General features: G+C 48.6%; 13 protein-coding genes. 10 read left to right on the top strand and 3 right to left on the bottom strand.

The genetic code is table 11. The features are described 5' to 3' along the window. Nucleotides 1-21 precede the first annotated feature (21 nt). Together ACQ5DJ_RS07865 and ACQ5DJ_RS07860 are read left to right on the top strand one after the other, a co-directional pair. The gene (locus ACQ5DJ_RS07865; protein WP_429841952.1) at nucleotides 22-1,530 is read left to right on the top strand and encodes a CoA-acylating methylmalonate-semialdehyde dehydrogenase; all 1,509 of its coding nucleotides are present in this window, start codon (nucleotides 22-24) and stop codon (nucleotides 1,528-1,530) included. A 31-nt stretch (nucleotides 1,531-1,561) separates the two neighbouring features. Next, nucleotides 1,562-2,926 carry an aspartate aminotransferase family protein gene (locus ACQ5DJ_RS07860; RefSeq protein ID WP_429841951.1) on the top strand — a complete coding sequence of 455 codons (1,365 nt, stop codon included), beginning with the start codon at nucleotides 1,562-1,564 and terminating at the stop codon, nucleotides 2,924-2,926. Between the two features lie 84 nt (nucleotides 2,927-3,010). On the opposite strand, the gene ACQ5DJ_RS07855 is transcribed toward ACQ5DJ_RS07860, so the two are convergent. Beyond that, complete coding sequence (locus ACQ5DJ_RS07855; RefSeq protein WP_429841950.1) at nucleotides 3,011-3,334, bottom strand: MazG nucleotide pyrophosphohydrolase domain-containing protein; 324 nt, start codon at nucleotides 3,332-3,334, stop codon at nucleotides 3,011-3,013. A 96-nt stretch (nucleotides 3,335-3,430) separates the two neighbouring features. Between ACQ5DJ_RS07855 and ACQ5DJ_RS07850 the strand changes: the two genes are divergently transcribed. From ACQ5DJ_RS07850 to ACQ5DJ_RS07840, 3 genes are all read left to right on the top strand, one after another. Continuing rightward, nucleotides 3,431-4,012 (top strand): TIGR00730 family Rossman fold protein, encoded by a 582-nt coding sequence (locus ACQ5DJ_RS07850; protein ID WP_429841949.1) that lies wholly within the window; start codon nucleotides 3,431-3,433, stop codon nucleotides 4,010-4,012. Nucleotides 4,013-4,179: 167 nt separating this feature from the next. After that, nucleotides 4,180-5,481 (top strand): hypothetical protein, encoded by a 1,302-nt coding sequence (locus tag ACQ5DJ_RS07845; protein ID WP_429841948.1) that lies wholly within the window; start codon nucleotides 4,180-4,182, stop codon nucleotides 5,479-5,481. 186 nt (nucleotides 5,482-5,667) lie between these two features. Continuing rightward, complete coding sequence (locus ACQ5DJ_RS07840) at nucleotides 5,668-6,927, top strand: hypothetical protein (RefSeq protein WP_429841947.1); 1,260 nt, start codon at nucleotides 5,668-5,670, stop codon at nucleotides 6,925-6,927. Between the two features lie 10 nt (nucleotides 6,928-6,937). On the opposite strand, the gene ACQ5DJ_RS07835 is transcribed toward ACQ5DJ_RS07840, so the two are convergent. Together ACQ5DJ_RS07835 and ACQ5DJ_RS07830 are read right to left on the bottom strand one after the other, a co-directional pair. After that, a complete protein-coding gene (locus tag ACQ5DJ_RS07835) occupies nucleotides 6,938-7,366 on the bottom strand; it encodes a hypothetical protein (protein ID WP_429841946.1) in 429 nt (142 codons plus the stop codon). 9 nt (nucleotides 7,367-7,375) lie between these two features. Next, nucleotides 7,376-7,861, bottom strand: a complete 486-nt coding sequence (locus ACQ5DJ_RS07830; protein ID WP_429841945.1) for a hypothetical protein — start codon at nucleotides 7,859-7,861, stop codon at nucleotides 7,376-7,378. A 216-nt stretch (nucleotides 7,862-8,077) separates the two neighbouring features. Here ACQ5DJ_RS07830 and ACQ5DJ_RS07825 point away from each other — a divergent pair, with 216 nt between their 5' ends. The 5 genes from ACQ5DJ_RS07825 to ACQ5DJ_RS07805 all read left to right on the top strand — a co-directional run bounded on the left by ACQ5DJ_RS07825 (nucleotide 8,078) and on the right by ACQ5DJ_RS07805 (nucleotide 13,719). Continuing rightward, nucleotides 8,078-9,424, top strand: coding sequence for an NAD(P)-dependent oxidoreductase (locus ACQ5DJ_RS07825; protein WP_429841944.1), 1,347 nt, complete (start codon nucleotides 8,078-8,080; stop codon nucleotides 9,422-9,424). Nucleotides 9,425-9,439: 15 nt separating this feature from the next. Beyond that, a complete protein-coding gene (gene preA, locus ACQ5DJ_RS07820; protein WP_429841943.1) occupies nucleotides 9,440-10,717 on the top strand; it encodes an NAD-dependent dihydropyrimidine dehydrogenase subunit PreA in 1,278 nt (425 codons plus the stop codon). 89 nt (nucleotides 10,718-10,806) lie between these two features. Further along, nucleotides 10,807-12,192: a dihydropyrimidinase gene (gene hydA / locus ACQ5DJ_RS07815; protein WP_429841942.1), complete on the top strand. Its 1,386-nt coding sequence runs from the start codon at nucleotides 10,807-10,809 to the stop codon at nucleotides 12,190-12,192. 34 nt (nucleotides 12,193-12,226) lie between these two features. After that, nucleotides 12,227-13,117, top strand: a complete 891-nt coding sequence (locus tag ACQ5DJ_RS07810) for a nitrilase-related carbon-nitrogen hydrolase (RefSeq protein ID WP_429841941.1) — start codon at nucleotides 12,227-12,229, stop codon at nucleotides 13,115-13,117. Between the two features lie 89 nt (nucleotides 13,118-13,206). Beyond that, entirely contained in the window at nucleotides 13,207-13,719 is a 513-nt protein-coding gene (locus ACQ5DJ_RS07805; protein ID WP_429841940.1) for a hypothetical protein, read from the top strand. Nucleotides 13,720-13,790: the final 71 nt, after the last annotated feature.

The following is a 13,790-nucleotide window of genomic DNA, read 5'->3' as shown; positions in this document are numbered from 1 at the left end:
TGAGCGTGAGGAGTTGAAGGGATGAATACAGCTATCGTTGGAAATCCGTTGCAAAACTACATCGGGGGGCAGTGGGTAGATTCACTGACGACACGTTTTGAGGATGTACCCAATCCGGCAACAGGAGAATTGTTGTCGCGCGTGCCACTATCGACAAAAGAAGATGTGGACAAGGCTGTTGCTGCTGCAAAGGAAGCGTTTGTGAGCTGGAGTGCTACCCCTGTCGTGGATCGTGCGCGCATTATGTTTCGTTTCCATAGCCTTCTCGTAAAACACGAGGATGAACTCGCCCGGATGATCACCATGGAGAACGGCAAAAATCTGCCTGAGGCACAGGCAGAGCTATTGCGTGCGCTGGAAATGGTAGAGTTCGCTTGTGGGATGCCGACTCTGATGATGGGAGAAACATTGCCCAATATCGCAAACAGCATCGACAGTCAGGTGATCCGTTTTCCATTGGGGGTAGTGGGCGGGATTACACCATTTAACTTCCCTGTGATGGTCCCGATGTGGATGTACCCGATTGCGATTACCGCAGGAAATACGTTTGTCCTGAAGCCCTCAGAGCGTACGCCGCTGTCTTCGATTCGAATTGCTGAACTGCTAAAGGAAGCAGGGCTGCCAGACGGTGTATTCAACGTCGTAAACGGAGCGCATGATGTCGTCAATGGTCTGTTGGAGCATCCGGACGTAAAAGCGATCTCATTCGTCGGCTCGCAGCCGGTTGCGGAATACGTGTACAAGACAGCAGCAGCGAACGGGAAGCGTGTGCAAGCACTGGCTGGGGCGAAAAACCACCATTTGGTCATGCCTGACACGGATTTGAAGCGCGCGGCAAAAACAATTACGAGCTCAGCATTCGGCTGTGCAGGAGAGCGGTGTATGGCAGCCAGTGCTGTCGTAGCTGTTGAAGAGATTGCCGATGAGCTGATCGCGCATCTGATCGAGGAAGCCAATGCTCTTGCGATGGGGAATGGTTTGGAGGAGGGTATCGATCTTGGGCCGGTCATCCGTGATTCCCACTTGTCCAAAGTACATGATTATATCGAAAAAGGTGTCGCGTCTGGTGCCGCGTTGGTACGGGATGGTCGCGAGGATGCGAAAAGGCAGCCAGATGGCTACTTCCTCGGGCCAACGATATTTGACAAGGCAGATGCCGAGATGGTCATTGTCCGCGACGAGATTTTCGCGCCCGTCTTGAGTGTCATGCGTGTGAAAGACTTTGAAGAGGGCTTGGAGACGATCAGTCGCTCGCGTTTTGGCAATGGGGCGACCATCTATACGAATAACGGAAAATGGGGAAGAGAATTCGTTCAGCAGGTGGAAGCCGGGATGGTCGGTGTCAATGTAGGGGTGCCTGCTCCGATGGGCTTCTTCGCTTTTTCAGGCTGGAAGCAGTCCTTTTATGGTGATTTACATGCAAATGGAAAGGATGGCGTCCTCTTTTTCACGAAGAAAAAAACGGTCACATCCAGATGGTTCGAAGATGGTGATACCAGCATTGGCTCGCAAAAAGTTTTTGTAAAGTAACCTCTTACGAAAAAATAAGGAGGATTGCGCGATGGAGCAAGGACAAGTGACAAAAAATTTTGATAAAGAGAGCTTGCTGGATGCCGACCGTTCGCATATGTGGCACCATATGTCCCCCTACAATCCGAATCCGATGATCGTAACGGAAGCGAGCGGATCGTGGATCACCGATATCGACGGGAATCGATACCTGGACGGAATGTCTGGCTTGTGGTGCGTCAACGTTGGCTACGGCCGACAGGAGCTCGCAGACACCGCTTACGAGCAGTTGAAGCAATTGGCTTATTTTCCACTCACACAAAGCCACGTACCCGCTATTCGTCTATCCGAGAAAATTAGCGAATGGCTTGGCGAGGAGTATCGCGTATTCTTTTCTAATAGCGGCTCGGAAGCGAACGAGGTCGCATTCAAGATTGCCCGTCAATATCATCACCAGAACGGGGAGCCGGGCCGTTACAAATTCATTTCGCGCCATCGCGCTTACCACGGGAATACGATGGGGGCTCTCGCTGCAACGGGTCAATCCATACGCAAGGAAAAATACGAGCCACTAGCACCTGGTTTCCTCCATGTACCGCCGCCTTACTGCTATCGCTGTCCGGCTGGAAAATCGTACGGCAAATGCAATCTGGAATGCGCCGAATATTACGATCAAGTGATCAATTGGGAAGGTGAAAAGACAGTAGCAGCGGTCATCATGGAGCCGACCATTACAGGGGGAGGCGTCCTTGTTCCATCGCCGGAATACATGCCAAAAGTGCGGGAAATCTGCGATAAGTACGGCGTGTTGATGATCGTGGACGAGGTCATCTGCGGATTCGGTCGCTCCGGTCAAAAGTTCGGCCACCAAAATTTCGGAATCAAGCCAGACATCGTGACCATGGCCAAAGGTATTACGAGCGCCTATCTGCCACTTTCCGCAACAGCAGTGCGGGCCGAAGTCGCAGACAAATTCAATGAGCAGGGGAATAATCTGCATTTCCGTCATGTCAATACGTTCGGTGGCAATCCGGCGGCATGCGCGCTTGCCCTGAAAAATCTCGAAATTTTAGAAGAGGAAAAACTGGTGGAGAGAGCGGAGGAACTCGGAGCAGAATTGCGTGCCAAGCTGGCGTTTCTCGCAGATCATCCATACGTTGGAGACATTCGTAGCTTTGGCTTCCTGATGGGGATTGAGATGGTAGAGGATCGCAAAACGAAGGAACCTGCGGCGCCAGCGAAATTGACACAGGTGATTGCTGAGTGCAAGAAGCGGGGGCTAATCATCGGACGCAATGGCGACACCATTCCGAGCTTCAATAATGTGCTGACACTCTCGCCACCGTTTACCACGACGAGCGATGATATCGATTTTATAGCGCGGGTTATGAAGGAAGCCTTTGATACATTGGAGTAGGAGCAGCTCGGACGAAAAGACGAATAGATGAAAGCAGCGGCAGTTCTAGGAGATGCGAAAAACCTAGGCTGCCGCCGTTGTTATTCAACGATGGAGCTGATAGCGCTTTTGGAGCTTTGCTCGATGTGCTTCCAATATCTCCTCAAAAGGAACCTCGTATTGGTTTGCCAGCAAGATTAAGTTCCCGAGTACATCGCCCAGCTCTTCCACCAGCTCCTGCCGAGCTTCCTCTGCGTGCTTTTCCCCTTCATCAGGACGATCTCGACCAATTTCAATGGCGCGTACAGCTCTTGCCAGCTCGCCAGCTTCTTCCATCAGAAATCCTACACGAATAAACGGACCATACCCTGTCCAGCCTCGTTCTTGATAAAAATCTCCGACCCATTTTTGAAACTCAGTTATATTCACATGTATCTGTCCCTTCCTGATTTTAGTATAATTATATTACACGCAAAGAAATTTTTGAAAAAGCCATTCTACTTCAACAAGTTTTGGGAGGATGACATGAAACGTATTTGTGTTTACGCAGGTTCCAATCCGGGTGTAAATCCACTTTTTGAGCGGTACGCACAGGAGTTGGGAAAAGAACTGGTGGCTCGTGGTCTGGAATTGGTCTATGGTGGCTCTAGCATGGGGCTGATGGGGCGCGTTGCAAATGCAGTACTAGAAGGCGAAGGCAATGCGATCGGCGTCATGCCTACGGGACTGTTCCGCGGAGAAATTGTACATAAAGGGCTGACAGAATTGCATGAGGTCCTGACGATGCACGAGCGCAAAGCGAAAATGATCGATTTGTCTGATGGCTTCATTGCTTTGCCGGGCGGGTTAGGTACCTTTGAAGAAATTTTTGAAGTGGTGAGCTGGGGTCAAATTGGCATTCACCAAAAACCAATCGGGCTGTTGAACGTGGATGGCTACTATACGCCGTTGATGCAAATGGTGGAGCATGCGACTGAAGCCGGATTTATTCCCGCAATGCAGGGTGAATTGATCCTGTGCGAGAGTGATCCCGCTATTTTGCTAGATCGGATGCGAGATTACACACCGCCAGTGAAAGTAAACAAATGGTCGGAACTGGATAATTAAGAACGAGCAAAAAATAACCCGAAGCCCTCCATTTGTGGGAGGATTTCGGGTTATTCTAGTTATTGACAGGATGAATGCAGAAGTGCTATTGTATTTGATTATATCCCTAGTAAACACATAGGAATAATATTAATATGATTCGTCTTCATACGTCAGGAGGATTCTTCATGAACAGATCAGCGAAATGGCTACAACTCTCCACTTCAGCTGCCGTACTCTCAGCGGCGCTCGTTTTTCCAACTGCAGTCGGTGCAACAACGAAAACAACGGTAGAAGCACACGTAGAGTGGAACAGCTTTTTGCAGCAGCAATACGGTGTGACTTTTGACAAGACGGTAACTCGCGAGCAATTTGAGAAAGCCTTGCTCAAGATCGTATCGACTACTACAAGTATAGCGGAAAAAGACTTGGTAGCCAAAACTTTCTTGCCTGAATCCAAAGATGCCTCCAAGCTGGTTGTATGGGAAGCGGTCAGTGCTGCCGCAAAAGCTGCTGGGTTAAAAGAACTCGGGTATACATATAGCGAGGAAAAAGTAGCCGCTGCCTTGAAAAAAGCAGGGGTTTCGTATAAAAAAGGTGGCACGTTTACCTTACAGGCTGCACAAGAGCTGGCTGTAGCCATTGACACGGGGCTTGTGTCCGCCAATGCTTTGAAGTCAGCTTCTGTAGAAGGGGCAGTATCTGCAGAGCTTGCGAGTCAATTGCTAGCAAAAGTAGCAGAGTTCCATGGCTCTGCCAAAAACTATCTGGGCACAATCGCCGATGAAGAGATTTTTGGCAAACTTGCACAGGCGTGGAAAGAATCGCAAATCATTAAAGCCGGTGAATTGCAAGAGCTCGTAGACAAAGGCTTGAAGCAAAACCTGATTACTGGCTACAATCTGAAAGATGCCGCATTCGATCCTCATTTTGATCCACAGCGCACGATTACCTATGGGCATAGTGATATCGCTCACGCTATTCAATTAATCGGCCTGTTAAAAAGTGAAGGCGTCAATGCCAAGGTTCAATTTGAGCCGAAAACATCAGCCTTCATTTACTTGAAGGAATGGGGAGAGCCTGTTCAAACAGCCGATTACGAGGTCGTTCAGATTGAAAACGGCAACTACATTGCGTATGCCAAGGAGTACGATCTCAGCCTGGAATTCGACAGTGTAAAAGAAAAAGAGAAGTTCCAGCCACTTGTTTTGAAATATGCCAAACGGGATCAAGAAGACATGACCGGATTGCTCAAGGCTTCTTGGTGGCAGCCGCTTTATCATTCCCGTACAGAGCTGGCAGATTATGCTGTCATTACGAACAACGTGTTAAAAGATGGCCGTTATGTCGTGCAGTCTTTCTCTCTGAATGACGAATCACCAAAAGTTGTGGAAGGCTTCCAAAAGCTGAATGACAAAGTAAAGGTAGAGACATACAAATTTTGGGTAGATCAACCGTTCTTTAATTATCTTAACGGCGAATCGAAGTAAATACCGAGCATCGAAAAGCGTCCTTCCCTTCACAACATCGGGGAAAGGACGCTTTGTTCTATTGCATGGATCATGGTCGAAAAAATCCATTTAGCGGATTTTGTCTGTTTCTGGTATAATTTAGGGATAACCGTTGTTTTATGGCGATGGTTGTGTAGTCATGCTGATAGTTTGGGAGGGAATGAAGTGAAAAAGAAAGCGATAATGCTACTGTTGTCCTGCTGTTTGTTCGCTTCGACAGCATTCGCAGCAAGCGCATCAACGACAATGCCAATCACGCCGAAAAGCGGTATGGGAACATCCGTGCAGTCACCAGCAGATTTGTCAAAAGGGCTGCTCGTGAATACCTTCACTTCCCATCAGTGGAAACAAGATTCGCTTACGAAGCTACTGGGGAAATCCGTGAAAGAATTTGATGGTTATGTGTATTATCCACAAGGAATCAGCATGAAGTGGGACGAAAACAAGCAAGCGTTTGCCGTTCTCGTTGAACCTTCCTATAAAGGCGAAGTTGTAAAAGGTATTACGACCTCTAAAAGAAAAGACGAGATCGTCCGAGTCTTGGGTAAACCACATTTTTCCGATGAAAAGATTGAGTTGATCGGCTATGCGGAACAGGGCTATCACTTGTTTTTCACGTTTGCTCAAGATAAAGTAAAAGCCATTTCTATTTATCGTCGTGATCAGATCGTCGATACAAAGGCACTTGTTGATATGGCTAAAAATTTGCAAGACTATGGTGAAAAATTAGGGGCACCCGCCGAATATGCTGATTTTTCTATCTTTGGTGCATGGGGTAAGCCGGATTTTTCGTACCATCTTAGAGGAATCGGTACATATGCGTGGGAATATCCATCTAGAGGCATCGCTTACGACGGTATGCCAGATGATGCAACGCTAACTATCTACAGTAATTTTCCGAGCAAAGACAAGCTCACTGATTTGAAAAACGTAAAAAACATTGTCTTTTCTAAAGAAGATTCCCTGTTCTTGATCGAAAAACTGAGAATCGAAACCGAAAAAGAAAAAATCGAATTGGCGAAAAAAGCTGGAATCCCATCTCAAGACAAGAAAAAAATTGCGGTGATTGATTCAGATAATTTGTACAATACTGCGAACATTCGCTTTTATCAGCCAGACTACACACCGCAAGCCCAACTGTTTCCAGGTTATTTTATCGATGAAGTAACATGGTTAGACAACAACTGGATCTTGTATCAGACAATGATGGGTGTGGGAGTTTATCATGTTACTACCCATGAAAAGATAGAAATTGTAGGGATGGAGAAAAAGGCAAACGAGCCGTTTGATATGTTGGATGTCAATACAGTCAAGCCTGATTTGACGAAAAAAGCAATTGTGTTTGAAGTCAGCATGAAAGAGAAGAATCAGACTTACACGGTTCGCTATCAAATCACGGGTGACAAAATCACGTTTACCTGGTAGAGAGTGGGGACTATCGTTCTTTTTTGGCGCTGATGGGTGAGCTGGCTGCTTCCTTCTCGGCCAGATACGACCGCATGCCTCGAACGAACAACTCACGAAGGACTTCCTGCTGTGTTTTGCTGCTGACGAGAGAGCGAATAAGCTCTAGCTCAGTGACCAATTCTGAATCAAGGTGAAGGTTAACAGTCTTCCCTTTGGTTCGTGGGTGCAGCTCGTAGTATTCCGTTGATTTTTTTACGATTCCTTCGATGACAACAGCTTCGTTCAAGCATTCCTGGTCGGGGATATACAAGCATGGTGCTTCTAAAATAATATGGGTCAGTTCTTCGCTAAATCGAATGGCGAGGGTCTGGCCCTTTTTTTTATGCAAATCGCGGATTTGTCGTGATCTCTCTTGATTGGCAACTGTATTTTCCAGCGTGATTACGGCCAGTTCCATAGTGCCTCCTTACGGGATGAGCAGCAGTTCTTCTTCTGATACCGACAACAATACTTCTCCCGATTTTTCCAATTGAACTTGATAGGTGAAGTGTTGATCGCTTCGATCGACGGAGGTGATGATTCCCCAACAGCATGTGCTATTTCGTATGAGCTGGACACGATCCAACACCTCGTAGCTCGGGCGAAGATACCCTCTTTTATATAGATAAGTGAGCACGGATTCTCGAGGAAAAAGAAATCGTTTGTTTCCTTGTTTACTGACCAAAAGGGGGAAGGTCTCCCGTTCGTCTATCCAATCCCCTAAATAGCCTTGATCTGCCCAGCGTTTGACAGTAGCCATACTGCCAGCACGACCAGCTTTTGTCTCCAGGATGTCTAGTATTTCGCGCGAAGAGAGAAACGCTTTGCGTCTTTCGAGTTGTGTTAGGTAGTTTTTGCGTTCGGTTTCCAATTGGCTGAGAAGCGCATGTGCATCTTCGATTTTTTGTTTCACTACCCTGATCTCCAGGTCGTAATCCTTCATACGGGACGGCCCTTTCTTCCTTGTTTGTTTTTATCCTATTCGAACATGAAATCATTCATGTCAATCCAAGCAGATTGATTTCGTTTCCTCACTAGCCAAATATGAAATCTAACAATCATAAAAAAGCGATCTCGCACATTGATTAATAGCAAGCATGTTTAGATCTGGTGAGGAGGTTGTGGACAGATGAGCATTCCCAATGAGCTCGTGAAAAATTTCGCAGAAGTCGTGCCTGCCCTAAAACCGATGGAAGCCATCCATGAGGCGAATCGTTGCTTGTATTGCTACGACGCACCCTGTATTAAGGCTTGTCCCACGTCGATTAACATTCCTTCCTTCATCAAAAAAATTGCGACCGGGAATTTGCTCGGATCAGCTCGGACGATCATGGAATCGAATCCCGTCGGGGCGAGCTGTGCGCGCGTATGTCCAACCGAGGAGCTGTGTGAGGGTGCCTGTGTACTTCATTCAGCTTCCAAACCCATCATGATCGGTCTTCTCCAGCGTCATGCGACAGACTGGGCAATCCAAAATCAAGCAACGCTTTTTTCAAAAGGCGAAGCAAATGGAAAACGGGTAGCCATCGTCGGAGCGGGCCCTGCGGGATTATCAGCAGCACGTGAGCTTGCGCGTCTTGGCTACGCGGTTACGATATTTGAAGCAAAGGAAAAGGCGGGAGGATTGAACACGTACGGCATCGTTTCTTTCCGTCTGCCGCAGGAAATATCGCTATGGGAAGTAGAGCAAGTAGAGGCATTGGGGGTAGAGATACGTACGAATACACGAATCGGTGTGGATGTAGCGTCAGACGAGTTATTGGACCAGTATGATTCCGTCCTGTTGGCAACTGGTATGGGCAATGTCCCTCAGCTGCATATACCGGGAGAAGAACTGGAAGGTGTCCTCGATGCCATTGCACTGGTGGAGGAGACCAAGACCAAGCCACTATCAAACGTGATGCAGGGCAAAAAAGTCGTGATTATCGGTGCGGGGAATACGGCGATTGACGCTGCCACCTGTTCGAAACGGCTGGGTGCAGACAATGTTCAGATTTTGTACCGACGGACAGTTCAGGAGATGTCCTGTTATCAGTTTGAGTATGAATTCGCCAAGCAGGATGGCGTAGAATTCCGCTGGCTCGTTGCTCCCACGCGTGTACTCGAGGAAAACGGTAGGGTGAAGGGCTTGGAACTGGTACGAATGGAGCTAGGTGAGCCGGATGAGAAAGGAAGAAAGCGTCCAGTAGAAATTCCAGGCAGTCATTTTGTCATCGAAGTCGATTATGTCGTCAAAGCGATCGGACAAAACAGACATCTGTCCTTGATTGAATCATTTGGGCTTCAACACCGTAATGGGATTGTCGAGGTCGAGGAAGGCACCTATCGAACCTCCCATGTCAAAGTTTACGCGGCGGGCGATGTTATTTTTGGTGGAGGCAAGACAGATGCGATGGTAGTCGATGCAGCCAATCATGGGAAACGAGCGGCACATGCCATCCACCAATCGCTCAGTGATCAAAAAAAGCCAGTATAAAGGAGGAGACCTATCATGGCAGATCTCAGTATTAATCTGGCGGGAATCCAATCCCCGAATCCATTCTGGTTGGCCTCTGCGCCGCCGACCAATTCAGGCTACCAAGTACAGCGTGCCTTTGAAGCGGGCTGGGGTGGCGCGGTCTGGAAGACACTCGGAGAGCCGATCATCAACGTCACCTCCCGCTTTGCAGGACTGAATTTCGGGGGACAGCGCGTCTTTGGTTTCAACAACATTGAACTAATCACGGACAAACCGCTTGAGGTCAATTTGAAGGAAATGGATGAAACGAAGCGCCGTTTTCCGAAGCACACGTTGATTGCGTCGCTCATGGTTGAACATAAACAGGAAGCATGGCACGAGATTGTCAAAAAGGTGGAAGCAATCGGCGTAGACGGTCTGGAACTGAATTTTGGCTGTCCGCACGGCATGGCAGAGCGCGGGATGGGCTCTGCGGTCGGTCAGCATCCAGATTTAATCCGGCAACAGGTCGAATGGGTAAAAGAAGTTGCCCAAACCCCTGTGATCGTCAAGCTCACCCCAAACATTACGGATATTCGCTTTACAGCGCGGGCTGCTAGCCAGGGGGGGGCCGATGCCATTAGCATGATCAACACCATAAATAGCTTGATGGGGGTTGATCTCGACAAATGGCTGCAGATCCCACATGTAGATGGAAAAGGAGCGCATGGCGGCTATTGTGGACCAGCAGTCAAACCAATCGCCCTGAACATGGTCGCAGAATGTGCACGCGATCCCAAGGTTGGTATCCCGATCTCTGGTATTGGGGGAATCTCTGATTGGCGCGATACCGTTGAATTTCTGCTGATGGGAGCAACGGGTGTTCAAGTATGTACAGCCGCCATGCATCATGGATTCCGGATCGTCGAAGACATGATTGATGGGCTTAACAATTACCTGGATCAGCGTGGAATTGCGTCCGTGATGGATATTGTCGGAAAAGCGGTGCAGACGTACTCGGATTGGGGCCATCTGAATCTGAATTACAAGGTCGTGGCGCGCATCCATGAAGAGACCTGTATTCATTGCAACAAGTGTCATATCGCTTGTGAGGACACTTCCCACCAATGCATTGACATTGTTCCTGATGCAGCGACGGGCAAAGAGCGCTTAGTCGTACGAGAAGAAGATTGTGTCGGCTGTAATTTGTGCTCCATCGTTTGTCCAGTGGAAGGAACGATCGAGATGGTCGAGATCCCGAGCGACAAAGCCCCTCTCAGCTGGAATCAGCGGCAGGCTGCTTTGGCTGCGGGTGGCAGCTGCGAGCTGTAAAGCAGTCATGTTTTCGGCGTGGGGTGCATAGCGTGTACAAGGGAAGGCATGTCTACTCGGTGACGGATTGAAGGGGAGATGATCATCGGATGAAAAAATGGATTCGATATGGCACAGTCGTGACAGCGTCAGACACGTATCAGGCGGACATTTTGATCGAAGGGGAAAAGGTAGTCGCAATCGGCTCCAATCTAGATGGGAAAGATGCCGAAGTAATTGATGCCACCGGATACTATGTTTTCCCAGGAGGGATTGACCCACATACCCATCTCGATATGCCTTTTGGCGGAACGGTTACTTCCGATAACTTTTATACAGGCACGAAGGCAGCAGCATTTGGCGGGACGACGAGTATCATCGATTTTTGCTTGACGAATAAAGGGGAGCCATTGCATTCATCCATTTCTACCTGGCACGAAAAAGCAAGGGGCAAAGCGGTCATTGACTACGGGTTCCACCTGATGGTTTCCGATGCGAACGATCAAGTGCTCGAGGAATTAGGAGCAGTCGTACGAAATGAAGGGATTACGTCGCTCAAAGTATTCATGGCCTACAAAAATGTGCTGATGGCCGATGATGAGACGCTATTTAAAACGTTGGTTCGGGCGAAGGAACTAGGTGCCCTTGTACAGGTCCATGCAGAGAATGGAGACGTTCTGGATTATTTGATCAAGCAGGCCATTGCAAAAGGGCAGACAGACCCCGTGTACCACGCTTATACCCGCCCACCTGAAGCAGAAGGAGAAGCGACGGGACGTGCGATTGCATTGACTGCACTGGCAGATGCCCAGTTGTATGTCGTGCATGTATCGTGTGCTGAGGCTGTGCGTCGAATCGCAGAGGCTCGCGAAAAAGGATGGAATGTGTACGGGGAGACATGCCCGCAATATTTGGTGCTCGATATTACGGATCTACAGAAGCCGGGCTTTGAAGGAGCGAAGTATGTCTGGTCCCCTCCGCTTCGGGAAAAGTGGAATCAGGACGTCCTGTGGAGCGCATTGAAAAATGGCATCTTGCAAACGGTTGGCTCTGATCATTGTTCCTTTAATTTCTCCGGTCAAAAAGAGCTGGGGTTAGGGGATTTCACGAAAATCCCGAATGGTGGTCCAATCATTGAGGACAGGATGCGGCTTCTCTTTTCGGAAGGGGTAGCAAAGGACAAGATCAGCCTCAATCAGTTCGTCGATATGACCTCTACAAAAGTAGCCAAACTGTTCGGGATGTTCCCACAAAAAGGAACGATCGCAGTAGGCTCGGACGCAGATATCGTATTGTTTGATCCAAAGGTGAAGCGCACGACCTCCGTTGAAACTCATCATATGAATGTCGACTACAATCCATTTGAGGGCATGGTGGTGAACGGCGATATCGTCTCGGTACTTTCGCGTGGCTCATTTGTCGTTCGCGATCAACAATTCGTCGGTCAAGCCGGGGCTGGGCGCTTTGTAAAACGATCGACCTTTACAAGACCGTAATCAATGACAGTGTAAAAAGGCGAGGAGGGCGATTATGGCAGATATCATTCGCATCGGCTTGATTCAAGCGAAAAACGATGTTCACGGAAACGAACCGGTTCATTTGCACAAAGAAAAAGCCATTGAGAAGCATGAGAGGATGGTGCGGGAGGCGGCAGCCAAAGGGGCCCAAATCATCTGTCTGCAAGAAATCTTCTATGGCCCGTATTTTTGTGCCGAACAGCAACAGAAATGGTATGAATCAGCGGAAGAAGTCCCAAATGGACCAACTGTGCAACTTTTCTCTTCCCTTGCCCGCGAGTTAGGAACCGTACTCATTTTACCAGTGTACGAGCGCGTGGGGATCGGTACGTATTACAACACTGCCGCTGTGATTGATGCGGATGGCACGTATTTGGGCAAATATCGCAAGCAGCATATCCCGCATGTCGGAGTGGGCAGCAACGGGTGTGGATTCTGGGAGAAATATTACTTTAAGCCCGGCAATCTTGGGTATCCCGTTTTTGAAACCGCTTTTGCCAAGGTCGGGGTCTATATATGCTATGACCGCCATTTTCCCGAAGGCGCACGATTGCTGGGCTTGAATGGGGCGGAAATTGTATTCAATCCATCTGCGACTGTCGCTGGCCTATCCGAGTACTTGTGGAAGCTCGAGCAACCTGCTCATGCCGTTGCCAACGGTTATTATGTGGCAGCGATCAATCGGGTAGGGACAGAAGCACCGTGGAACATGGGAGAATTTTACGGTCAATCGTACTTGGTAGATCCGCGAGGGCAATTTGTCGCCTTGGGGAGTCGGGATCAGGATGAGGTCATTATCGCTGAAATGGACCGTAACAAAATTCATGAGGTGCGGGATACGTGGCAATTTTACCGGGATCGCAGACCAGAGACTTACGAAGATATGGTAAAGCTATTACCTTAATACAAGAGTGAGGGAGGTGCCGGATACGCGCCTTCCTCCTTTTCACATCATTGGAAGGATTCCATCAGAGTCAAAAGGAGCGTTCAGGGATGAGGCAGATTGTATATCGAGGGGTCGAATACGGCGAGGGACTTCGCGTCGTCAAAGCGCAAAAGTATGCGAGGGAAGAACGGCGTCATTTTACAAACGGTGCGAGTGCAAAGGCAGTGTTTGGCGCTGGTGTTTACTTGGTGAGCAGTCCAGAAATCGCCGCACAGTATGCGATTTGTCATGCGGAGACCAATGGGGAGAAGGCTGTTGTGTTGAGCCAGCAGCTACATTTGCAGGGTCTCGTTTGTTTGGACGAGCGCTATGGGGAAAATGAACTACGCCTCGATGCATTGCGTGCTACTTATTCAGAAGAGGAACTCGAACAGAGACAGAACGGAATGGGCTATGAAGAGTGGCTGAAATGGACAGGCGATAAGGTGCGTGCGTATTTAATTGCCTGTGGATACCGGGGGATTCGGTATCGGATCAGCCCGGAGCTAACGTATTATATTTGCTATGAGCCTGACGTTCAAATTGAAGAGATCGTGATTCTATCTGTGCTCGATGTGTGAGTAAGCGACTAAGACTATCGACTTATTCGACAAACTTTGGTAAGATTAGACAATATTTGCGCTTTTTTAGC

It is taken from the genome of Brevibacillus sp. FIR094, assembly GCF_050477165.1.
GTDB lineage: Bacteria > Bacillota > Bacilli > Brevibacillales > Brevibacillaceae > Brevibacillus.
This window is presented reverse-complemented; position numbering and strand designations above follow the sequence as displayed.

What these genes read in the sequence shown, in the direction of transcription:
- ACQ5DJ_RS07845 (WP_429841948.1), top strand. Translation starts at nt 4,180, where the DNA reads ATGAACAGATCAGCGAAATGGCTACAACTCTCCACTTCAGCTGCCGTA.
- ACQ5DJ_RS07865 (WP_429841952.1), top strand. Translation starts at nt 22, where the DNA reads ATGAATACAGCTATCGTTGGAAATCCGTTGCAAAACTACATCGGGGGG.
- ACQ5DJ_RS07850 (WP_429841949.1), top strand. Translation starts at nt 3,431, where the DNA reads ATGAAACGTATTTGTGTTTACGCAGGTTCCAATCCGGGTGTAAATCCA.
- hydA (WP_429841942.1), top strand. Translation starts at nt 10,807, where the DNA reads ATGAAAAAATGGATTCGATATGGCACAGTCGTGACAGCGTCAGACACG.
- preA (WP_429841943.1), top strand. Translation starts at nt 9,440, where the DNA reads ATGGCAGATCTCAGTATTAATCTGGCGGGAATCCAATCCCCGAATCCA.
- ACQ5DJ_RS07810 (WP_429841941.1), top strand. Translation starts at nt 12,227, where the DNA reads ATGGCAGATATCATTCGCATCGGCTTGATTCAAGCGAAAAACGATGTT.
- ACQ5DJ_RS07805 (WP_429841940.1), top strand. Translation starts at nt 13,207, where the DNA reads ATGAGGCAGATTGTATATCGAGGGGTCGAATACGGCGAGGGACTTCGC.
- ACQ5DJ_RS07835 (WP_429841946.1), bottom strand. Translation starts at nt 7,366, where the DNA reads ATGGAACTGGCCGTAATCACGCTGGAAAATACAGTTGCCAATCAAGAG.
- ACQ5DJ_RS07860 (WP_429841951.1), top strand. Translation starts at nt 1,562, where the DNA reads ATGGAGCAAGGACAAGTGACAAAAAATTTTGATAAAGAGAGCTTGCTG.
- ACQ5DJ_RS07825 (WP_429841944.1), top strand. Translation starts at nt 8,078, where the DNA reads ATGAGCATTCCCAATGAGCTCGTGAAAAATTTCGCAGAAGTCGTGCCT.